This window comes from Streptomyces humidus, assembly GCF_014649655.1.
Lineage (GTDB): Bacteria > Actinomycetota > Actinomycetes > Streptomycetales > Streptomycetaceae > Streptomyces > Streptomyces humidus.
Window position 1 is genome coordinate 278,287 of sequence record NZ_BMTL01000008.1, and the last position, 21,597, is coordinate 299,883.

Here is a 21,597-nt window from a genome sequence, read left to right on the forward strand (position 1 = left end):
CTGCCGTGACCACCCGAGGAGCTGCCGTGACCGACTGGGTCGGCCGGACCGCCGTCGAGATCGCCGCCGCCGTACGCGCGAAGGAGGTCACGCCCCGCGAGGTGGTGGCCGAGCACCTCGCGCGGATCGAACGGCTGGACGGGCGCGTCGGGGCGTTCCGCGTGGTCCGCGCCGCGGCCGCGCTCGCCGAGGCCGACGAGGTGACCGCCCGCGCCGATCTGGCCGAGCTGCCCCTGGCCGGGGTGCCGGTGGCGGTCAAGGACAACCTCGGGGTGCGGGGCGAGTCGACCCGCGTCGGCTCGGCGGCGACACCGGATGCGCCGGCCGGCGCCGACCATGTCACGGTGGCCCGGCTGCGGGCGGCCGGCGCGGTGGTCGTCGGTCTGACCAACGTGCCCGAGCTGTGCGTCTTCGGCACCACGGAGGGCGTCCACGGCACGGCCCGCAACCCGTGGGACGTCTCCCGCACGGCGGGCGGCTCCTCCGGCGGCAGCGCGGCCGCGGTCGCCGCCGGGATGACGCCGATCGCCCTCGGCAACGACGGCATGGGCTCCCTGCGCATCCCGGCCGCCAACTGCGGGCTGGTGACGATCAAGCCGGGCCACGGGGTCGTGCCGGCGGGGATAGGGGAGGGCGACTGGTTCGGCATGTCGGAGAACGGCCCGCTGGCGACGACCGTGGAGGACGCGCGGCTGATGCTGTCGGTCCTGGCCGGCGCCGAGGTCACGGAGCAGGTGGAAGCCGGGGCGCTGAGGGTCGCCGTCTCGGTGCGCAGCCCGCTGGCGGGGGTCACCGTGAGCAGGCCGTACAGGGACGCGGCCCGGGAGGCCGCCGGGGTGCTCGTCCGGGCCGGCCATCACGTGGAGCGGGCCGAGCCGCCGTATCCGCTGTCGCTGAGCGTCACGTCGCTCGCGCACTGGACGGCGGGCACGGCCGTGGACGCCGAGGGCCTGGACGCCCGGCTGCTGACGCGGCGCACCCGGGTGCACGCGGCCGTCGGCCGACGCTTCCTGAAGGGAGTGCGCGGCGGTTCGGCGCGGGAGGAGCTGCGCCGGCGTCTGGAGCCGTTCTTCGCGCGGTACGACGTGCTGCTCACTCCGGCGCTGGCACGACGGTCGCCGAAGTCGGCGCCGTGGCACGAGCGGGGCTGGCTGCGCAACATCGCGGTGAACACGAACTACTCGCCGCTGACCCCGCCGTGGAACCTGACCGGCTGGCCGGCGATGACCGTCCCGTTCGGGACGCTGCCGTCCGGCGCTCCCACCGCGGTGCAGCTGGTGGGCCGGCCGGGATCCGAGGGCCGACTGCTGCGCGTGGCCGAGCAGATGGAGACCCTGCGTCCGTGGCGACGGACGGCGCCGCTGGACTGAGCGGCAGCACCGCGGAGCCCGGACAGCCGGGAGGCGGGGCGGCCTGGAGTACCGGTGGGGTCCGGGGCGGGGAGGTGCGCGGGGCGCCGGGGCCCGAGCGGCGCGGAGATGGGAGAGGGCGGAGGGACGCATGGGCGTGGACTGTGTGGGTGCACGCCCATGCGGTCGGCGATCGCGAGGGATCCTGCGGGCGGTTCAGTCCACGCTGGGCAGGATGTGGGGCTCCGCGAGGTCGTCCTCGTAGCCCGCCAGGCGGATCGGGGCGGAGCGCGCCCACACGTCCAGGCTGCCGAGCTCGCCAGGTCGGCGGCCGGCGCGCTCCGTGCGTTCCTTGGGGCGCTGCTCGCGATTCGTCTTCTCCGGTGTCACCGCGCACTCCTTATGTGTCGGATCACCCTCGGGGCGTGCCGGCCACTCTGCGGTCCGGCGCTGGACGCTCCCTCGGGTCGGGCTGGAGTCGGTGGCGACACGGTTGCGCCGGTGACTCCCAGGAGAGCTGGCCGTGGTGAACCGGCTTGTCCCAGACGGACGATGGGTGTGGGTGGCACTCCGTCCTGCTGTCCGTCGGCTACAGCCTAACCAGATGAGCGGGGTGCCGCTCGATAGGGCTCGAAAATTTGGGGTAACCATGGCGAGTCATCCGTATGTCTCCGCAGGTGAATTGAACCCTTTTCCACCCCGGTGCACCTCTTGGGTTCACTCGTCCGGCGTACGGCGGTGAACACCGGTGCCGATCCGGGCGCGTCGTTCAGGCCCCGTTCGCCGGATCGCAAGCAGGCCATGATCTGCTGATGTGCAGAACGGCTGACTCCCGGGAGGACTGACGCATGGAGCTGCGCAGCGTCGAGGAGCTGATGGACCTCCTGTACGCGTGCCGGGGCGTACGGGACGCCGCGCACGGCCCGGGTCCAGGAGCCGACCTGCACGACCACGCGCTGCGCACGGCCGCGCTGCTGCGCCGCGGCCGGCCCGCGGACAAGGAGCTCCAGCTCGCCGGCCTGGTCCGCCCGGTGGGCCGGCTGCTGCGCCCCGCCGACCCGGCCGGCCGGGCGGAGCTCGCCGCCGACGCGGTACGGCCGCTGCTCGGGCCTCGGGTCGCCCGTCTCGTGCGGCTGCATCCCTGCCGTGCGCTGCCCGTCGACGACGACCTGCTCAGCCTGCGCCAGGCCGTCGAGGACGCTCTGACGACCGCCTTCGACGCCGGGGTCCTGGAGGACTGGCGCACCGTGCTGGAACTGGTAGCGGCACGCAACTCCCGTCTCAGGGCTGTTGATTGACGTTCCGTCGTGAGACGGTTCGCCGATGACGCCGTCGCACGGGAAGTACGGTCTGCGCGGGAGGGCCGCGATCGTCACCGGGGCCACCCGGGGCATCGGCCGGGCCGTGGCGCGGGCGCTCGCCGACGCCGGGGCGCACGTGTGCGTGAGCGCACGCGACCCGGACGACGTGCGGCGCACCGCCGCGGAACTCGACGGGGTGGGCCTGGCCGGAAGCGTCGTGGACCCCGGCCATGCCGAGGAACTCACCGGTCTGTGCCTGCGCGAGTTCGGCCGGCTGGACGTCCTGGTCAACAACGCGGCGACGAACCGGCCGTACGGCCCCCTCATGGACGCCGACCCGGCGCTCTGGCGGGAGGCGTTCGCCGTGAACGTCGAGGCGCCGCTGCGGCTGGTGCAGTGCGCGTGGCGCGGCTGGATGCGCGAACACGGCGGGACGGTGGTCAACATCTGCACCGAGGGCGCCGCGCACACCGGTCCCGGCGTCGGGGCGTACGGCACCAGCAAGGCCGCGCTGCTCCACCTCACCCAGCAGCTGGCCGGAGAGCTGGGGCCGGGCGTCCGGGTCAACTCGGTCTCCCCCGGCCTCGTCCGCACCGAGATGGCACGGTTCGTGTGGGAGCCGGGAGAGCGGGAGACCGCGGCCGGCCTGCCGCTGGCCCGCATCGGGGAGCCCGAGGACGTGGCGAGGGCGGTGCTGTGGCTGGCGTCGGACGCGGCGGAGTGGATCACGGGCGCGGATCTGCTGGTGGACGGCGGTACGCGGGTGCGAAGAGCCCGCGTGCCGCCGTGACGCGGGTGGCGCGCCGGGGCAGGCCGGTCGCGCCTTCCGCGCCTTCCGCGCCTCCTCGAGCGACCGGTGTCGCTACCACTTGCCCGGCGCGTAGTCCTTCAGGAAGACCCCGTACACGTCCTCGCCCGCCTCGCCCCGCACGACCGGGTCGTAGACACGGGCCGCCCCGTCGACGAGGTCGAGCGGCGCGTGGAAACCCTCCTCCGCGAGCCGCAGCTTGTCGAAGTGCGGGCGCTCGTCGGTGATCCAGCCGGTGTCGACCGAGGTCATCAGGATGCCGTCGGCCTGGAACATCTCCTGGGCGCTGGTCCGCGTCACCATGTTCATCGCCGCCTTGGCGGCGTTCGTGTTCGGGTGGCCTGCGCCCTTGTAGCCGCGTCCGAAGACGCCCTCCATCGCCGAGACGTTGACGACGTACGCGCGCCCGCTCGTCGCCTTCCTCGCGGCGTCGGCCATGGCCGGGCGGAGCTTGCTGATCAGGATGAACGGCGCCGTGTAGTTGCACAGCTGGGTCTCCAGCAGCTCCACCGGGGAGATCTGCTCGATGGTCTGCACCCAGGTGTTGGTGTCGACGACGTCGGGGACCAGGCCGCCCGCGTCGATCGCGGTGCCGTCGAGGTGCCGGGCCACGCTGGCGTTCCCCGCGACCAGCGCGAGGTCGGCGACCTGCTGGGCGTCCATGCCGCTGATGCCGACCGGCAGCGCGGCCAGACCGTCCACCGCGCCGGAGCCGAAGGCGCCGATGACGTGGTGCGCGGGAAGCTCACCGGCGGGCAGCGGGGCGCTCTCGCCGTCGACCAGGGCGGCGTAGGCGGCGGGCAGACGGCGCACGGTCTGCGTGGCGTTGTTGACGAGGATGTCGAGCGGACCGGCCTCGGCGACCCGGTCGGCGAGGGCCACGGCCTGCGCCGGGTCGCGCAGGTCGATGCCGACGACCTCCAGCCGGTGGATCCAGTCGGCGGAGTCGTCCATGGCCTTGAAGCGGCGGATGGCGTCCTTGGGGAAGCGCGTGGTGATCGTCGTGTGCGCGCCGTCGCGCAGGAGCCGCAGCGCGATGTACATGCCGATCTTGGCGCGGCCGCCGGTGAGCAGCGCGCGCTTTCCTGTGAGGTCGGCGCGGGCGTCGCGGCGGGAGCGGTTCAGCTCGGCGCAGGCCGGACAGAGCTGGTGGTAGAAGTAGTCGACCTCGACGTACCTGGTCTTGCAGGTGTAGCAGGAGCGCGGTCGCTGGAGTATCCCGGCGATCCTGCCCTCCTCCGTCACGGACGACGGCAGGATGCCCTCGGTCTCGTCGTCGATGCGCTGGGCGGAGCCGGTGGCGGTGGCCTCGGTGACCGCCTTGTCGTGGGCGGTCTTGGCGGCCCGGCGCTCCTGCCTGCGGCGCTGCTTCACCGTGCGGTAGACGCCGGCGGTGGCCCTGCGCACGGCGATCGCGTCGGGGTGGTCGACGTCCAGCGCGTCGAGCTCCTCCAGCACGGCGAGGCACACCGCGAGCCGCTCCGGATCGATGCCGGGCCCGTACACGACCTCGTCCACGACGTCGTCCGCGATCGCCGCCGAGCCGTCCTCTGTCACCGTCATCGCGCTGCCGCTTCCCTGCTCACGTGTGCGGCGCTCCGACCGCGCCCGCCCTACGAACGGGGAATTTTACGGAGCGCCGGGCCGCTCCTCCAAACCCGTTCGCGTCAAGAGCCGCAGGCCGTGATGAGCGTCTCCACCTCGGCGGTCAGCGCGGCCGCGAACCGGTCGAGGTCGGGGACGGCCTCGGCGTCGGCGACCAGCCCGTAGTGGACCTGCCCGCGATAGGTCGAGACGGCGACCGCCAGGGCCTGGCCGCGGGCGAGGGGGGCGTACGGGAAGACCTCGGTGACCGCGTTCCCGCCGAGCTTGAGGCCGAAGCCGGGCAGCGGGACGCTGGTGACGAGGATGTCGAACCAGAGCCGGGCGGCCTGGGCGGCCAGGGGCCCGCCGAGACGGTGGCCGAGCGCCGGGACGTGGTCGGCGAGCAGGGCGACCGCGCCGGCGCCGCGGCCGGGTCCCGCGTCCTTGTTGCGGTCCATGGCGGTGCGGCAGTGGGCGAGCCGGCCGAGCGGGTCCGGGTCGTCGACCGGAAGCCGCAGCATGTACCCGGAGAGCCGGTTGCCCTGAGGGTGAGCGGAACGCGGGCGCCGCTGCGAGACGGGGATCAGCGCGCGGGGCCGCACGCCCGCGCTGCCGTCGCCGCGCTCGTCGAGCCAGCGGCGCAGGGCCCCCGCCACGACCGCGATCAGGACGTCGTTGACGGTGCCGCCGGCGACCTTGCGGACCCGGTGGACGTCGTCGAGGTCGATGACGACGCCTGCGGTGCGGCGGGTGCCGGTGGACACGGCGGTGAGCGCGGCGCTGGAACGGACGCCCAGGCCCGACACGGCGACCGACGCGCCGATGTCGAGGGCGCGGCCCACCTCGGAGACCGCCCCGCGCAGCAGGCCGGGGAGCCTGCGCACATCGGGGAGGCGCGACGCGGCGGGCTGCGCGGGCCGGGGCCGCCTCGGAGGCAGGTCCATGGGGTCCAGGACCGCCGCCGCCAGGGTCAGCGCCCGCAGTCCGTCGGCGAGGGCGTGGTGGAACTTGAAGAGGACGGCGAAGGACATGCCGTCCTCGCCGGGCAGCACGTGCGCCTCCCACGGCGGGCGGCCGCGCTCCAGAGGCCGTTCCATGAGCCGGCCGGCCTCGGCCTGGAAGTCGGCGGCGCGGTCGTGCAGGCGGACGTGGTGCCGGGGGTCGAAGTCCGGGTCCGGCTCGCGCACCGCGCCGCCGAAGGCGAGTGGCTGCCACACGTCCCGGATCCGCATGCGCAGGCCGGGGACGGCGGCCGCCCGGGCGGCGAGCAGATCGGCCGCGTGGGCGGCCGCGGCGGGCGACCCGGCCGAGAAGACCCCGAGCGCGCCGAGGTGCATGGGGTGGTCGGTGGACTCGATGTTCCAGAACGCCAGGTCCAGCGGTGCCAGCAGATCATCAGCAGTCAAGGGCTCGCCTCGCGTCACGATGGGGTGAGAAGGCAGTCAACCTCTCACCACCGATTACGGTCAAGTACGATCGTGCTACGCACAGTTAACATCGGATTAAGTCCGTGTCTCACGGCGTCCCACGACCCGTACCGCCGCCCGCCGCCCGCCGACGGCCCTCCGCCCGGGCGCCTACGTGACCCGCTGGCCCTTCCCCAGGGCGATCACGCCGGCCTTCGAGACGGTGTACAGCTCCGCGTCGCGCTCCGGGTTCACCCCGATGGTCGCCCCCGGAGGGACCTCGACGTTCTTGTCCAGGACCGCCCCGCGGACCACCGCACCCCGCCCGATGTGCACGTTGTCGTGCAGGATCGAGCCCTGGACCACCGCGCCGGGGTCGACCACGACGCCGGGAGACAGGACCGAACGGGTGACCTGTCCGCGGATCAGGCACCCCGCGCTGATGATCGACTCGCCGGCGATGCCGCCCGCGTTGAAACGCGCAGGGGACAACTGGCCCGAGTGGGTGTAGATCGGCCAGGTGCGGTTGTAGAGGTTGAACGCGGGCCGCTCGGCGATCAGGTCCATATGGGCGTCGTAATAGGCGTCGAGCGTGCCGACGTCGCGCCAGTAGCCCTGGTCGCGGCTGGTCTCCCCCGGCACGTGGTTGTCGTGGAAGTCGTACAGGCCGGCCTCGCCGCGCTCGGTGAGCTGGGGCAGGATCGAGCCGCCCATGTCGTGCACGGACCGTTCGTCCTCGGAGTCGCGCTGGAGGGCCTCGATGAGCGCCTTCGTCGTGAAGATGTAGTTGCCCATCGACGCGAACACGGACTCCGGGTCGTCCACCAGTCCCGGCGGGTCGGCGGGCTTCTCCAGGAACCGCTCGACCGTCTGGCCGTCCGAGCCGGGAGTGATCACCCCGAAGGCGGAGGACTCGCCGCGCGGCACCCGGATGCCGGCGACGGTCACGCCCGCGCCGCTGTCGATGTGCTGCTCCAGCATCTGGCGCGGGTCCATGCGGTAGACGTGGTCCGCGCCGAAGACCGCCACGTACTCCGGCCGTTCGTCGTAGATGAGGTTCAGCGACTGCAGGATGGCGTCGGCGCTGCCGAGGTACCAGCGCGGGCCGAGCCGCTGCTGGGCCGGGACCGGCGTCACGTAGTTGCCGAGGAGGCTCGACATCCGCCAGGTGGTGGTGATGTGCCGGTCCAGCGAGTGCGACTTGTACTGCGTCAGCACGCAGATGCGCAGGATGTCCGCGTTGACGAGATTGGACAGCACGAAGTCCACGAGACGGTACGTGCCGCCGAAGGTGACCGCCGGTTTGGCACGGTCCGCGGTCAACGGCATCAGCCGCTTGCCTTCACCGCCCGCCAGCACGATCCCGAGCACCGAAGGCCCACCACGACGCATGGCCGCTCCCCTCACCCTGGTTGATACCCATGGCTGCCCCGGCGTGGGGCTGTCTACGCCTGTTCGAGGATCTCCTCGTACAGTCCGACCGTACGCCGGGCCACCGCGTCCCAGCCGAACTCGCCGACCGCCCGGCTCCGCCCCGCCTCCCCCATGCGACGCGCGGTCGCCGGATCGCCGAGGATCTCGTCGAGCGCGCGCGTGAGGCCCGCCTCGAAGGCGTCGCCCTCGTCGTCCAGGGGGACGAGCGTGCCGGTGACGCCGTCCTCGACGACCTCCGGGATCCCGCCGACCCGGGAGGCCACCACGGGCGTGCCGCAGGCCATCGCCTCCAGGTTGACGATGCCGAGGGGCTCGTACACGGAGGGGCACACGAACACGGCCGCGTGCGTGAGGAGCTGGATCACCTCGGGGCGCGGCAGCATCCTGGGGATCCAGTGCACGCCGTCCCTGGCACGGCTCAGCCGGCCGAAGAGGTCCCGGAACTCCTGGTCGATCTCGGGGGTGTCGGGCGCGCCGGCGCAGAGCACGACCTGCGCCGCCGGGTCGATGCCCTGGACGGCGCGCAGCAGATGCGGCACGCCCTTCTGGCGGGTGATCCGCCCGACGAACAGCACGAACGGGCGATCCGGGTCGAGACCGATCCGGGCGAGGGCGTCGGTGCCGTGGTCGGGGCGGTAGAGCGCGGTGTCGATGCCGTTGTGCACGACGTGCACCCGGTCCGGGGCGAGCGAGGGATAGCAGGCGAGGATGTCGTCGCGCATCGCGCCGGAGACGGCGATCACCGCGTCGGCGGCCTCCAGGGCGGTCCGCTCGGCCCAGCTCGACAGGGCGTAGCCGCCGCCGAGCTGCTCGGCCTTCCACGGCCGCAGCGGCTCCAGCGAGTGCGCGGTCACCACGTGCGGAACGCCGTACAGCTCCTTGGCGAGGTGGCCGGCGAGGTTGGCGTACCAGGTGTGCGAGTGGACCAGCTCGCGGCCTTCGAGGGCGGCCGCCATGGCCAGGTCCACGGAGAAGGTGCGCAGCGCGTCGTTGGCCCCGTCCAGCGCCGACCAGGGACGGTGGCGCTGTACGCCGTCGGTGCGGCCCTCGCCCCAGCAGTGCACCTCGACGTCGACCAGCCGCCGCAGCTCGCGGGCCAGGAACTCGACGTGGACGCCGGCGCCGCCGTACACGTCCGGGGGGAACTCCCGGGTCAGCAGTCCCACTCGCACCCGTAACCCCCATCTTCGCGATCTGTTCCCTTTCATGGTCACCCAGACGGGGCGCATGGGGAAGAGCAAGGGGGTCGTGTGAAGCAACAGTCGCCGCACAGACCTCCGCCGGGCACCCGGTAGTAAAGACAGCAGCTGCGCCGGCGGAAGGCCGCCCCGGTGAAGGCGCCGGCGCCCGCGAGGCCGGGGTGGGCGAACAGCTCGGCGGTGAGGGCACGCGCGCGGGCGGCGGCATCGGGACGGCCGTGGGCACGGGCCCACTGCTCCAGCAGCCGGGCGGTCGCCGCCAGGGCTGATCCGGCGTTGCCCCGCAGCAGGCCCGCCGCGACCCGGTGACGGGCCCGCAGAGCCGCGGACAGGGGTTCCAGGTGGTCTTCGACGACCATCCGGGCGACGGTCGCCGCGTCCCCCGGCCGGGGCCGCACCCGCGTCAGCCACAGGTCGTCCGGGGCGGACCCGGCAGGGTCCCAGCGCAGCAGCTCGGGGGCGAGGTCGGGGACGCACCCGTACAGCACCGCGCAGCCCAGCGTGACGGACCACAGCCGGGCCGCCAGACCCTGCTGGGCGACCGAGGCGCCGATCCGGTCCTCCGGGGCGCGCAGGGCCGAGGCGACCGTGCGGACCCGGAACGTCAGCGGATCCCCGTGGGCCCCCGGCGGCGCGCCGCCGGCGGGGTCCCGGTAGACCCGCGCGAGGGTCGGCAGCTCTGGGGCCGGGCCTGCCGTGCCGTCCGCGGGGGTGTGCAGGGCGAAGAAGCCGCCGAGCGGACGGAGCGCGGCGAGACCGGCGTCGAGATTCACGGAGTCCAGTAGTACCAAGGAGACGTCGGGGTCGGTGATCAGGGGCATCCCCGGCCCCGTCACCCGCCTGGGGGAGGACTGCGGGCCCGTCGTACTCCATCGGCAGTAGGACTCATTGGGTGCTCAGGGACGACGACGGGAACAGATCGACAGGGCATCGTGTTGGTCATGGATGACGACTGTTCGCCGCGCCGGGCCGGGTGCCCCCGCCTCACGCAGAGGAGCGGCTCATGAGCGCCCTCGCGTTCTCCGTGGTCCTGTCGCTCGTCTCCGCTGTCGCGTACGCGGGCGGAGCGATCGTGCAGGAGCATGTCGCGGTGTCCTCGCCCCCCGGGCAGTACGCCCCGCTGCGCCGCCCGGGCTGGTGGGCCGCGGTGGCGCTGAACGGTCTCGGCGGGCTGCTGCACGTGGTGGCGCTGGCCTATGGTCCGCTCAGTCTGGTCCAGCCGCTGGGGGCGCTGACCATCGTGTTCGCGCTGCCCATGGCGGCGCTGTTCGTCGGCCGCAGGGCAGGGGCGACGGCGTGGCGGGGCGCGATCATGGCGACGGTCGGTCTCGCGGGTCTGCTCTCCCTGGTCGGGGCGTCCGACGCGCAGTCGCTGAGCACCGCGCAGCGCATGGCCCTGGCCGTGGTCACGGCGGGCGCGGTGGTGACCCTGATGATCGCCGGCCGGGCCGCGCACCGGCACCCCGCGGTCCGCAGCATGCTCCTGGCGACCGCGTCCGGCGTGGCGTTCGGCATGTCTTCGGTGTTCACCAAGACCGTCGCCGTCGACTGGAGCGACGGCGTCTCGGTCGTCGACCTCCCCTCCCTGGCCGTGATCGGCGTGCTGGCCACGTCCGGCATACTGCTGTCGCAGGCTGCCTACCGGGGTGCGGGCCTTGCGGCCCCGCTGGCGACGCTCACCGTGGTCAACCCGGTGGTGGCGGCCGCCGTCGGCATCACGATGTTCGGCGAGACCTTCCGCCACGGCACCACGGGCACCGTGCTCGCCCTGAGCTGCGGTGTGGTGGCCGCGGGTGGCCTGATCCTGCTCACGACGGAGCGGCTGCAGACGAGCCGCCCGCGGACGGCGGAGACCGGGTCGGGGTCCGCGACCTCGACCGCGGGCCGGGCCCCCGGGACGCCCGGCGCCGAGCCGGCCGAGCCCGTCATGACGACGGGCGGGGGCGGGAGCTCGATGAGCGTGAGCGGCGGAACCGCGCTCCGGCTACCGGAGCAGTCGGCCACCATGTCACCGGAAGGCGCGCTCCTGAGCGGCGTCCGCGACCTGCCGGACGCGCCCCGGGACGGCGCACGACAGGTCGACGCGCGACAGGTCGACACATCGCAGGCCGACGCACGGCAGCACGACCCGCTGCTGGACGGCGTGCTGCTGGAGAGCATGCGACTCGACGACGTGGAACTGGAAGGCGTGGGACTGGAAGGCGTGCGGCTCGGGAATCTGCCGGCGGAGGGCGGCGACGAGCGGCCGGCGCCCGTGCCGGCGTCGTCCCCGGACGGCGCCGGGGGCGACCCCTACGAGGAGGAGCCGTCCGCCCCGGACGTGCCTCCGTCGTTCTACACCCCGTTGTACGGAGGTCTGTTCGTCCCGATGCCGGTCGTGGACCGGCACCGGGAGCGGGTCAGATCCTGACGCCACGGGACCGCAGATAGGACAGCGGGTCGATGTCGGTACCGAAGCCGGGCCCCGTCCGCACCTCGAAGTGCAGATGCGGGCCCGTGCTGTTGCCCGTGGAGCCGGAACGGCCGATGCGCTGGCCGCCGCTCACCGACTGCCCGTCCCGGACGGAGATCGCGGACAGGTGGGCGTACTGCGTGTAGCGGCCGTCGTCGTGCCGGATGACGACCTGGTAGCCGAACGAGCCGCCCCAGCCCGCGCTCACCACCTCGCCCGCCGCCACCGCCTTCACGGAGGTGCCGGTGGGGACGGGGAAGTCGACACCCGTGTGGTAGCCCTTCGACCAGGAGGACCCGGCGGCGTGGTACGGCGTTCCGGTGGCCGCGCCGACGGGGGCGACGAAGGAATGTCCGGTCCTCACCTTGCCGTGCGCGGCCTTGTCCCCGGAGCTCTTGGCCGGTCTGCTCTTTCTGGCGTCCGGGGAGGTCTTCGGCTTCTCCGCGTGGTGCTCGGCCCTGCCCGGGGTCCGCGCGGCGCTCGCCCGGCCGTTCAGGCTGAGGTGCTGACCCGGCAGGATGAGATCCGGGTCGGCGCCGACGGTCGTCCGGTTGGCGGCGTAGAGCCCGCGCCAGCCGCCCCTGACCTCCTCGGCGTCCGCGATGCCGGAGAGCGTGTCGCCACGGACGACCGTGTACATCCGCGCGGTGCCCGCCCGGGACTGCGGGGTGCTCTGGGGCCGCACGTCGTCGAGGGAGGCCCGGGACGTCCTGGACGGCTTCGGCGCCTCGGCGGCCGGACCGGCGGAGTGCCTGGCGGACGCCCCGGCCCTCGTCGCCGAGGTGCCGTCCGGGTGAACGTCGGGGGTGTCGCCGCCCCGGTCCAGTCCGGCCCGCCCCGAGCAGACCGGCCACGCGCCGGGGCCCTGCCCCTCCAGCACCTTCTCGGCGACGGCGATCTGCTGGTCCCGGGTGGCCAGATCCGCGCGGGGCGCGTACCGGGCGCCGCCGTACGCCTCCCAGGTGGACCGGGTGAACTGCAGTCCGCCGTAGTAGCCGTTGCCGCTGTTGATGCTCCAGTCGCCGGTGGACTCGCAGGCGGCGACCTTGTTCCAGGTGTCCACGTCGGCCGCTTGGGCGGCTCCCGCGCCGATGAGCGGTATCGCCATGCCGGCGCCGCCCGCCGTGACGGTGAGCGAGGCTCGGTTGATCCTGTTCGGCTGATACCGGCGGTGCCGGCCGCGTACGGCCATGGAGATCCCCCTCGACAGGCGTCAGGAGCGGCAAAAGTAAGGGCCCCGAACAGGCCATGACAAGGCGACAACCGGCCGCTCCGGCTCGCCCGGGGGCACGAGGGGGACCCGCCGGGAAACGGGGCCCGGAACCCGTCAGGATGGCCCCGAGGACGATACTGACAGGCACACCTCTCCAAGGAGCCAACCGTATGAGCACTTCAGCCCAGATCGGCGTCACGGGTCTTGCGGTGATGGGGCGCAATCTCGCCCGCAACTTCGCGCGCAACGGCTACACGGTCGCGCTGCACAACCGGACCGCGGCCCGTACACACGCCCTGGTCGAGGAGTTCGGCGGCGAGGGCGACTTCATCGCGGCCGAGACCGCCAAGGAGTTCGTCGCGGCGCTGGAGCGGCCCCGCCGGCTGGTCGTCATGGTGAAGGCCGGTGAGCCCACCGACGCGGTGATCCGCGAGTTCGCGCCGCTGCTCGAACCCGGCGACATGATCATCGACGGCGGCAACGCGCACTTCGCCGACACGCGCCGCCGTGAGCGCGAGCTGCGCGAGCAGGGTCTGCACTTCGTCGGCGCGGGCATCTCCGGCGGCGAGGAGGGCGCGCTGCACGGCCCGAGCATCATGCCCGGCGGCTCGCCGGAGTCGTACGGGTCACTGGGCCCGATGCTGGAGAAGATCTCCGCGAAGGCGGCTGACGGTTCGCCCTGCGTCACCCACGTCGGCCCGGACGGCGCCGGCCACTTCGTGAAGATGGTCCACAACGGCATCGAGTACGCCGACATGCAACTCATCGGCGAGGCTTACCAGTTGCTGCGAGACGTCGCCGGATACGAGCCGGCGCAGATCGCGGACGTCTTCCGCACCTGGAACTCCGGCCGCCTCGACTCCTACCTGATCGAGATCACGGCCGAGGTGCTCTCCCACGTGGACGCGGCGACGGGCAGGCCCTTCGTGGACGTCGTGGTGGACCAGGCGGAGCAGAAGGGCACCGGCCGCTGGACCGTCCAAATCGCGCTGGACCTCGGGGTCCCGGTGTCGGGCATCGCGGAGGCCGTCTTCGCCCGCTCGCTGTCGGGTCACGCGGCGCTGCGCGAGGCCTCCCGCGAGCTGGCGGGCCCGAAGGCGTCCCCGCTGGGCGAGGCGGAGGCCCAGGCCTTCGCCGACCGGGTCGAGCAGGCGCTGTACGCCTCGAAGATCGTGTCCTACACCCAGGGCTTCCACGAGATCGCCGCGGGCAGCGAGGAGTACGGCTGGGACATCGACCTCGGTGCCGTCTCCGCGATCTGGCGCGGCGGCTGCATCATCCGCGCGGCCTTCCTCGACCGGATCCGCGCCGCGTACGACGCCCGCGCGGACCTTCCGAGCCTGCTCTCCGACGCGACGTTCGCCTCGGAGATCGCGGCCGCCCAGGACGCGTGGCGCGAGGTGCTGGTGTCCGCGACGCTCCAGGGGGTGCCCACGCCCGGCTTCGCCGCCGCGCTCGCGTACTACGACGCCCTGCGTGCGGAACGCCTGCCCGCGGCCCTCACTCAGGGCCAGCGGGACTTCTTCGGCGCGCACACCTACCGTCGTGTGGACCGCGAGGGCTCGTTCCACACGCTGTGGGGCGGCGACCGCTCGGAAGTGGACGCGTAGCCCTGCCCGGCGGGCGGCCGCGCGCAAGACGACCCGCGTGAGCGGCGGCGCAGGCGTAAAGAGCGGCCGGCGGCAGCGGCGGGCGGCCGGCGGCAGCGGCGGCGGCGGGCGGTGTCGAGCCGCCTGCCGCCAGCGCTTCAGGCCGGAGGGGTCAGCTGAGGGGCGGGCCGGGTTCCGGGCTGGGAACCGGCTCCGGTCCCGGCGGGATCGGGGACGGGTCCGGGGCGGGGACGGGCTGTGGAGGCGTCGGTCCGGGCTGTGGAGGCGTCGGTCCGGGCCCGGGCGGCTGGGGTCCGGGCCCGGGCGGCTGGGGTCCGGGCGGCTGCGGCTCGGGCGTGGGCGCCGGATGCGGGAACGGGTCCGGCGGGACCGGTTCCGGGCCGGGCGTCGGTCCGGGCGGGACGGGGGCGGGGGCGGGGTACGGGTCGGTCATCGTGTCCTCCGGCCGCTTGCGGGGCGTGGCTCTGAACTACTCCCCCGCCTACCCGGGGCCGCCTCCCGCACTCACCCGGACGGACGGCCCCGGCTCCGGCCCGGCCCCGGCGACGACGGCCGACGCGGGGTCCCGATCACCGGGCGCCGGGCGCCGCTGCCCGCCGCACGGACGTCAGAACCGGCCCGGGTGCGCCCGCAGCCAGTCCTTGGCGGCCCTCAGCAGCGCGGGGTCCGCAACCGGCGCCTCGTCCGGGTGGCGCTCGGCCCACTTCACGACGTAGGGGCAGAGCGGCGCCACCGGCACGCCCTGGCGTGCGGACAGGGCGTAGAGCTCGCGCGCCAGCGACCCCGCGATGCCCTTGCCCTCGTGAGCCGGCTCGACGATCGTGTGCACCGGAACCAGCGCGGGCGCGGGCGACTCCAGCACGAAGTACTCGATGCGGCCGACGACTTCGCCGCCGTCACCGAGGGCTTCGAGGCGGCCGGCCGCCCGGTCGTCGCGGATCTCGATGTCGCTCATGGGCACTCCCGGTGCGATGGGTGCGGACGGTACGCGCGCTGCGTCGATCAGACCGACACCGCGTGCGGACTGCGCTCCTGGTCGGAGCCGGGCACCGGGGCCGAAGGGTCCGCCCCCAGGGCCACGATCCGGTTGTCGCGGTCCACGTGCACGACTCGCGGCTCGAGCGCCCGCGCCTCGGCGTCGGTCACCTGAGCGTAACTGATGATGATCACCAGATCACCGGGGTGCACGAGATGGGCGGCGGCTCCGTTGATGCCGACGACACCCGAACCGCGCTCCCCCTCGATGACGTAGGTCTCCAGCCGCGCCCCGTTGTCGATGTCGACGATGTGCACCAGCTCACCCGGCAACAGGTCGGCGGCGTCGAGCAGATCGGCGTCGATCGTCACCGATCCCACATAGTGCAGGTCGGCCTGGGTGACGGTGGCGCGGTGGATCTTGGACTTGAACAGAGTACGCAGCACTTTGGACTCCTGTAAGACGGCTCCCTGCCGGCTTTCTGCAGGTCAGGGGCTGCCCACACTGTACATCGACATGCCCTTAAGTCGAAGACCTCCACGAACATCGTGCGCTGCTGCGACCGGGCACCCCGCCTGCGTATTGCTGCGCCAACCAGGCTGCCGCCGCGGGGCCACCGACTCGGTTCGTGCGCGAAGAACCGTGCGGGACTGATGCTGAGTGCACGCTGACTTACCCGACGCATCGTTAGGTGAGTTGAGAATCGGTAGCATGCGGCCCGCCCAGTGTCGCCTCGACCCCTGCCTTAACCCACCGCTTCTCCACCTTCCTCACCTTCCTCGACCGGGCCGGACTCCGATGCATCCACTGCCACGACCTCCGCCACTCAACCTCCACCCTGTTCCTGGAACAGGGTGGCGACCTCGTCATCATCAAGGAACTGCTCGGCCACGCCCACATCGGCGTCACCGCGGGCGTCTATGCCCACGTCAGACTTCGCCTCCAAAGCTACTGAGGTTGAACTCGTGATGTCGTCTTCGGTGATCAGGGGCTGATGGTCAGTCCTGTCTCGGTGAGGCAGCCGTCTATGAGGTGGCTGCGGTACTGGATGTGGCGGAGACCGCGGCGGATGGTCTGGACGAGGTGTTCGGGGGTGCTGAAGGCGACGTTGGAGAGCCAGCCGCGCCGCAGCAGCGACCAGATGCCTTCGACGGGGTTGAGGTCGGGCGCGTAGGGCGGCAGGTAGTAGATGGTCAGCCAGTCCTGGGCTGCCGCCCATTCCCGCAGGCCGACGGCCTTGTGGACGTTGAGATTGTCCCAGACCAGGACGATCGGGCCGCCGAGCTGCCGGTGCGCGGCGATCAGCAGGTCGCGGTAGTCGCGCCAGGAGAAACTCTTGTGTCCGTCGCGGTTGCCGTCGTCGCGGCGGGGCCGGTAGATCAGCCTCGAGCGGTGACCGGGTTTGTAGCAGGTCAACGCTGCGATGGAGATGCGTCTGCGGGAGCGGCCGCGGACCCGCACCACCGGGGTCCGGCCACGGGGCGACCAGGTCTTCGCCTGCGGCGGCGTTGGAGAGGTTCTGCCAAGATTTTCGTGAAGCGGTAACCGAGTGTCATGCGAGGAGTACTCGCTTGCGTAGGAGCGGGAGCGAGGCCCGTCCATACATCTGTCGTTTCAGCATTTTGATTCGGTTGACGTGGCCTTCGACGGGGCCGCTGCTCCAGGGCAGGGTGAGACCTGCGATGACGGCGTCCATATCTCGTTCGAGTCCGTCGCTGAAGGCGTGCAGATGCGGTAGGTCGTCGGCGCGGACGGCACGGATCCATGCCGGGAGATCGGTGCCGGTGCGGTCGCACATCATGCGGGCGAAAGCGTGGACGTGGTTTCGGAGTGCGGTCAACTGCGAGCAGCGGGAGAGAAGATCGTCGAGTTGTCGTTCCTCCTCAGCACGTAGGTGTCCGGGGTGACGCGTGATCCACGCGCTGAGGTCCTGGGGCTTTGGCGGCGGTGCCGGCGCCGTCTTCACGGTGCCGCGTAACGGGCGCAGAAAACGGCGGACTGCTTGAGGTGTGCGGCCTGGGTAACCCTGGGCCTGGATCTCCCGGAAGAGCGTGGAGGCGTTGGTGCAGCCCTGGTTCCAGCGGTTGATCAGGTAGGGGCGGTAGGCATCCAGCCGGGTGGTGCGGATGGCGCGGTCGGCGAGGGCGTCGGGGTTCTCGCAGCGCGCGTAGCGGCGGGCGGTGTGGCGGGCCAGTCCCAGCTCACGTCCGATCGCGCTGATCGTCCATCCCTGGGCCAGCAGGTCCTGGACCTCCCGGTAGCGCTCCCGCGTGCGAGTGACCAGCCACTTCTCGACGCCGGTGTCCGGGTTGAGGGCAGCATCGGGTGCTGCCGCCGGCGTGGGCTCGCGTTGCTCTGACGGCGGTGGTGTCAGGCAGGACCGATGAGCGATCACGGTGCGTTCGACCGCGTGGGCTAGGTTGTCCCACAGGTGCCACGCGTCGGCGACCTGTCGGGCCTGGGGCGCTCCGGCGCTCGCTGCCTCTGCATAGGCGCCGGCTCTGTCCCGGCAGATCATTTCGATGCCGGGGTGCTCGGACAGCCAGGCGACCAGGGGTGCTTTCTCGCGGCCGGGCAGCAGGTCCAAGACGCGGTGCGAGTCCAGGTCGACGAGCACGGTCCCGTAACTCCGCCCCCGGCGGGTCGCGAAGTCGTCGACGCCGAGCACTCGCAGGCAAGGCCGGGGAGGATCCGGCATCGCCATCACCACATTGAGCAGGGTGCTCCGGCTGATCGGGATGCTGAGGACAGCCGCGAGCCGGGCACCTGCCCGCCCTGCCAGGGCCAGAGCGATCGCCTGCACCATCTCTTCGAGGACGACCGTGCGGCGGCCGTACCTCACGGTCAGTTCTGCCACCTGCTCGGCGAAGGTCCGACGGGCGCAGCGTGCGGTGTCGCAGAACAAGCGCCGGACACACAGGTCGATGACCACCGGGCGCCCGCCGAGGCCGGCATCCGCCAGGCGCCGCCGATAGCGACTGTGCACCCGCCGAGCCGGAGTACCGCAGTCGGGGCAGGCCACGACCGTGCCATCCCGGGTCCGGGCAACGACCAACAGCTTCCCGTCCTCCACCCGCACCTGCTCCACCAGCACCGCGGCCAGGCACGGGAGGAGCTGCTGCAACGTCGTTTCACACGATCGCAGCGTCCTGCTGCCTCCACTGGCGCGTCACCGGCGCAGCGCAGCACAGACCAAGCACATCGACGGCGCATGACACTCCGTTACCGCTTCACGAAAATCTTGGCAGAACCCATGGAGAAACCGGCTTCGTCCTCTAAGACGAGCCAGGCTCCACGGACCTCCGCGAGTCTTCCGCGCAGGGCCAAGTCTCCTTCACCCAGCCGGCCACGGCCTCGTCGTCGCGTTCCAGGGCCCGGCGGACGGGAACCTGGCAGGACCAGCCGTTGCGCACCAGCAGCTTGCGCACACCCTGAATGGTGTAGGTCAGGTGGAAGCGCCGACCGATCACCGTCTTGATCCGGCCCAGGGTCCAGCGCTGGTCCTGCCAGCCGCGCGCGGCAGGCCCCTTGGCCAGCTCCGCCTCCAGTTGCGCGAACTGTTTCTCGCTCAGCCTCGGCAACGACGCCGGCCCCTGCGACCGCAGAGCCCGCGGCCCACCCTCCTCCCACGTCTGCCGCCACCGCTGCACCGACCGGACACTGACGCGCAGGTCCTTGGCGATCACCGAACTCGCCTCACCCCGGGCGAACCGCTCGGCCGCCCGGAGCCGTAACCCCTCGCGGAACTGCTGCCGTTCGGCGGTCAGCCCGCCTCCTTGTGGATACCGCATGCCCCGGTGATACCGCACGAGCGACGAGCCGTCAGCCCCTACGACACCACGAGTTCAACCTCAGTAACTGGCCCTAACAAAGCATCTGGACGTCTCGGTGGGTGATCAGGCAGACGGCGAGTCCGAGGAAGGCTTCGTGGATGTCATCTCGTCGTTCCCATCGGATGCGCAGGCGGCGGAAGCCGTGCAGCCAGGAGATCGTGCGCTCGACGACCCAGCGGAAGGTGCCCAGGCCGGTGCCGTGTGGTTGGCCCCGTTCGGCGATCACCGGGCAGATCCCCCGCTGCCGCAGGAGCCGGCGGTATTTGTCGTGGTCGTAGTCCCGGTCGGCGAAGAGCGTGTCGGGGCGCCTGCGCGGCCGGCCAACGACGCCGGCCACGGCCGGGACCTTGTCCAACAGCGGCAGGAGTTGGGTGACGTCATTGCGGTTGCCGCCGGTCAGCGACACCGCGAGCGGGATGCCCTGGCCGTCGGTGAGGATGTGGTGCTTGCTGCCCGGTCGTGCGCGGTCGACCGGGCTGGGCCCGTTTTTGGGCCCTTGCGTGCGGCCCTCACGTGGGAGGAGTCGATCACCGCCCGGGACCAGTCCAGCTGGTTCTTCGACCGCGGCTTGTTCAGCAGCACCTGGTGGAGCTGGCCCCAGACACCGGCCTCGTTCCGGGCCGCCAGGCGGCGCCAGCACGTCATGCCCGACCCGAAGCCGAGCTCCTGGGGCAGGCACTCCCACTGGATGCCGGTGTGCAGGACGAACAGGATCCCGCACAGGGCCTGCCGGCCCGGCACCCGCGGCCGCCCCTCCACCTGCTTCGGCGGCGGCTCGGGCAGCAACGGCTCGATGAGCGACCACAGTTCGTCCGACACGATCCACGGCCGCGACTGACGCTTCGCCATGATCACATCAACGAGCGAGCAAGCAGACAGTTACATGATCAAACCGCTTTTGTTAGCCTCGCGCTTTCATGAAGCAGGCTGTCCGGCAAGTGAACAGGCAAGCAGAAAGTGCCTCTGACCAGCAATGCCGGTGATTTAGCGCATCAGTGCAGGTAGAGCGCCTACTGATGGTGGTTTTGGGTGGGTAGGCCCCTGGGGTGCATGGGGAGATCCGCCCCGATCTGGTGATGCGCCAGATGATCTCGGGACATGGCAACGGGGCTCCCGGTAGGACAGAAGATCGACCAAGATCCGACTGTCTGCGAGGGAGCCCCGTTGGGCGCTCAGTCTGCCATCACTGTTGCCTCAACCGTCACGACGGCGGCCCGTCCGGTATCCCCTCGAAGCTCCCGAAGGCGGTTGGAGCCGCAGTTCGGCGACCGGATCCGGCTCGGCGTACTCACCGAGGAGATCACCCCCGAAGTGGTCGACGAGGTACTGGAGTTGACCGGAAGGGCCGAGCGGCGCCGCAGGCTCCTGCCGGCCCGCGCGGTGGTCTACTTCGTCCTGGGGTTGTGCCTGTTCAGCAGCTCCGACAGCACCGGGCCGCCGGGATACCGGGCGGTCCTGCGGACCCTGACCGAGAAACTGCGGCACCTGCCGGGCGGGATCATTCAACGCCTGCCCACCAGTTCGGCCCTCACCAGAGCCCGCCAGCGCCTGGGAGACAAGCCGTTCCAGGCGCTCTTCGAACGCAGGTGCGGCACCCAGGCGACACCCACGACCCCAGGAGCATTCGCCTTCGGCCTGCGACTGGTCGCCTGGGACGGCACCGCGCTGGACGTCCCGGACACCCCCGAGAATGCCGCCGCGTTCGGATTCACCGGCCGCGACGGCACCAACAAGAGCGGAAATCCACAGGTCAGACTGATGGCCCTGATCGAGTGCGGCACCCACGCCATCATCGACGCAGCCTTCGACTCGATCGCCGGATTCAGCGAGCACAAGCTCGCCCGACGCCTGCTCGCCTCCCTGCGGCCAGGCATACTGCTGCTGGCCGACCGCAACTTCGCCGGCCATGAACTGTGGGGCCTGGTCGAAGCGACCGGCAGCCACCTCGCCTGGCGGATCAAGAAGAACCTCGTCCTGCCACCGCTGTGGGTTCTGCCCGACGGCTCGTACGTGTCCGTCATGCCCACCCCGGCCGCAGGCCAGCGCCTGGGCAACGCCCGCTTCCACGGCCGCACCCCGACAGGGCTGCCCGAAGGACACCTTGTGCGCATCATCGACTACGCCGTGACCGTCCGGCCCCAGCACGGGCCGCCCCAGGTGGAGAAGTTCCGCCTGGCGACCAGTTTGCTGGATCACCGGCAAGCGTCCGCACGGCAGTTGGCCCAGCTCTACCAACAACGCTGGGAGATCGAGAACGGCTTCGCCGAACTCAAAAACCGCCTGCGGGGCGCCGGCTTCATCCTGCGCTCCAGGACCCCCGAGCTCATCTGCCAGGAGATCTACGCACTCCTCACCGTCTACCAGGCACTATGCGCTCTCAAAGTCCACGCAGCCGAACAAGGTGAGGTCGATCCCGACCGGATCTCCTTCAC

17 protein-coding genes and 3 pseudogenes are annotated in these 21,597 nt (G+C 72.0%); 7 read left to right on the plus strand and 13 right to left on the minus strand.

Features of this window, described 5'->3' with window-relative positions; all coding sequences use genetic code 11:
* Nucleotides 1-26: 26 nt before the first annotated feature.
* The gene (locus tag IE239_RS12260) at nucleotides 27-1,370 is read left to right on the plus strand and encodes an amidase (protein WP_190149284.1); all 1,344 of its coding nucleotides are present in this window, start codon (nucleotides 27-29) and stop codon (nucleotides 1,368-1,370) included.
* A 195-nt stretch (nucleotides 1,371-1,565) separates the two neighbouring features.
* Here the strand turns inward: IE239_RS12260 and IE239_RS12265 are convergent, their stop codons facing one another.
* A complete protein-coding gene (locus IE239_RS12265) occupies nucleotides 1,566-1,739 on the minus strand; it encodes a hypothetical protein (protein WP_106980896.1) in 174 nt (57 codons plus the stop codon).
* 458 nt (nucleotides 1,740-2,197) lie between these two features.
* Between IE239_RS12265 and IE239_RS12270 the strand changes: the two genes are divergently transcribed.
* Both IE239_RS12270 and IE239_RS12275 read left to right on the plus strand, forming a co-directional pair.
* Nucleotides 2,198-2,647 (plus strand): hypothetical protein, encoded by a 450-nt coding sequence (locus IE239_RS12270; protein WP_190149285.1) that lies wholly within the window; start codon nucleotides 2,198-2,200, stop codon nucleotides 2,645-2,647.
* A 25-nt stretch (nucleotides 2,648-2,672) separates the two neighbouring features.
* Nucleotides 2,673-3,440, plus strand: coding sequence for an SDR family oxidoreductase (locus IE239_RS12275; RefSeq protein WP_190149286.1), 768 nt, complete (start codon nucleotides 2,673-2,675; stop codon nucleotides 3,438-3,440).
* A 72-nt stretch (nucleotides 3,441-3,512) separates the two neighbouring features.
* Here IE239_RS12275 and IE239_RS12280 read toward each other — a convergent pair whose 3' ends face one another.
* The 5 genes from IE239_RS12280 to IE239_RS12300 form a co-directional block, all read right to left on the minus strand.
* Nucleotides 3,513-5,021, minus strand: coding sequence for an SDR family NAD(P)-dependent oxidoreductase (locus IE239_RS12280; RefSeq protein ID WP_190149287.1), 1,509 nt, complete (start codon nucleotides 5,019-5,021; stop codon nucleotides 3,513-3,515).
* Between the two features lie 104 nt (nucleotides 5,022-5,125).
* Nucleotides 5,126-6,448 carry a wax ester/triacylglycerol synthase family O-acyltransferase gene (locus IE239_RS12285; RefSeq protein WP_190149288.1) on the minus strand — a complete coding sequence of 441 codons (1,323 nt, stop codon included), beginning with the start codon at nucleotides 6,446-6,448 and terminating at the stop codon, nucleotides 5,126-5,128.
* Between the two features lie 171 nt (nucleotides 6,449-6,619).
* A complete protein-coding gene (gene glgC / locus IE239_RS12290; RefSeq protein WP_190149289.1) occupies nucleotides 6,620-7,840 on the minus strand; it encodes a glucose-1-phosphate adenylyltransferase in 1,221 nt (406 codons plus the stop codon).
* Between the two features lie 53 nt (nucleotides 7,841-7,893).
* Nucleotides 7,894-9,054, minus strand: coding sequence for a glycogen synthase (glgA, locus tag IE239_RS12295; protein ID WP_190149290.1), 1,161 nt, complete (start codon nucleotides 9,052-9,054; stop codon nucleotides 7,894-7,896).
* A 38-nt stretch (nucleotides 9,055-9,092) separates the two neighbouring features.
* Nucleotides 9,093-9,902, minus strand: a complete 810-nt coding sequence (locus IE239_RS12300) for a (2Fe-2S)-binding protein (protein WP_229878046.1) — start codon at nucleotides 9,900-9,902, stop codon at nucleotides 9,093-9,095.
* Between the two features lie 182 nt (nucleotides 9,903-10,084).
* Between IE239_RS12300 and IE239_RS12305 the strand changes: the two genes are divergently transcribed.
* Nucleotides 10,085-11,491 (plus strand): DMT family transporter, encoded by a 1,407-nt coding sequence (locus IE239_RS12305; RefSeq protein ID WP_190149291.1) that lies wholly within the window; start codon nucleotides 10,085-10,087, stop codon nucleotides 11,489-11,491.
* Here the strand turns inward: IE239_RS12305 and IE239_RS12310 are convergent.
* On the minus strand, nucleotides 11,481-12,725 hold the full coding sequence (locus IE239_RS12310; protein WP_190149292.1) for a transglycosylase family protein: 1,245 nt from the start codon (nucleotides 12,723-12,725) through the stop codon (nucleotides 11,481-11,483). The genes IE239_RS12305 and IE239_RS12310 overlap by 11 nt on opposite strands.
* A gap of 191 nt (nucleotides 12,726-12,916) precedes the next feature.
* Between IE239_RS12310 and gnd the strand changes: the two genes are divergently transcribed.
* The gene (gene gnd / locus IE239_RS12315; protein ID WP_190149293.1) at nucleotides 12,917-14,356 is read left to right on the plus strand and encodes an NADP-dependent phosphogluconate dehydrogenase; all 1,440 of its coding nucleotides are present in this window, start codon (nucleotides 12,917-12,919) and stop codon (nucleotides 14,354-14,356) included.
* Between the two features lie 607 nt (nucleotides 14,357-14,963).
* Here gnd and IE239_RS12320 read toward each other — a convergent pair.
* Both IE239_RS12320 and panD read right to left on the minus strand, forming a co-directional pair.
* Nucleotides 14,964-15,311, minus strand: coding sequence for a GNAT family N-acetyltransferase (locus IE239_RS12320; RefSeq protein ID WP_190149294.1), 348 nt, complete (start codon nucleotides 15,309-15,311; stop codon nucleotides 14,964-14,966).
* A 47-nt stretch (nucleotides 15,312-15,358) separates the two neighbouring features.
* Entirely contained in the window at nucleotides 15,359-15,778 is a 420-nt protein-coding gene (gene panD, locus IE239_RS12325) for an aspartate 1-decarboxylase (RefSeq protein WP_190149295.1), read from the minus strand.
* Nucleotides 15,779-16,095: 317 nt separating this feature from the next.
* Here panD and IE239_RS12330 point away from each other — a divergent pair.
* A pseudogene (locus tag IE239_RS12330) lies at nucleotides 16,096-16,278 on the plus strand (tyrosine-type recombinase/integrase); the annotation flags it as partial.
* Between the two features lie 38 nt (nucleotides 16,279-16,316).
* Here IE239_RS12330 and IE239_RS12335 read toward each other — a convergent pair.
* The 4 genes and pseudogenes from IE239_RS12335 to IE239_RS12350 form a co-directional block, all read right to left on the minus strand.
* A pseudogene (locus IE239_RS12335) lies at nucleotides 16,317-16,847 on the minus strand (transposase); the annotation flags it as partial.
* A gap of 37 nt (nucleotides 16,848-16,884) precedes the next feature.
* On the minus strand, nucleotides 16,885-18,477 hold the full coding sequence (locus IE239_RS12340) for an ISL3 family transposase (protein WP_434093286.1): 1,593 nt from the start codon (nucleotides 18,475-18,477) through the stop codon (nucleotides 16,885-16,887).
* A gap of 107 nt (nucleotides 18,478-18,584) precedes the next feature.
* Nucleotides 18,585-19,123: pseudogene (locus tag IE239_RS12345) on the minus strand (winged helix-turn-helix domain-containing protein); the annotation flags it as partial.
* A 73-nt stretch (nucleotides 19,124-19,196) separates the two neighbouring features.
* Nucleotides 19,197-20,014 (minus strand): IS5 family transposase gene (locus tag IE239_RS12350; RefSeq protein ID WP_350820039.1). Its coding sequence is split into 2 segments (ribosomal slippage): nucleotides 19,197-19,642 and nucleotides 19,642-20,014, totalling 819 coding nucleotides; the frame shifts between segments, so codons are not numbered across the junction.
* 399 nt (nucleotides 20,015-20,413) lie between these two features.
* Between IE239_RS12350 and IE239_RS12355 the strand changes: the two genes are divergently transcribed.
* Nucleotides 20,414-21,597: IS4 family transposase (locus tag IE239_RS12355; RefSeq protein WP_190149297.1), on the plus strand; the 1,184-nt coding region annotated here is incomplete at its 3' end.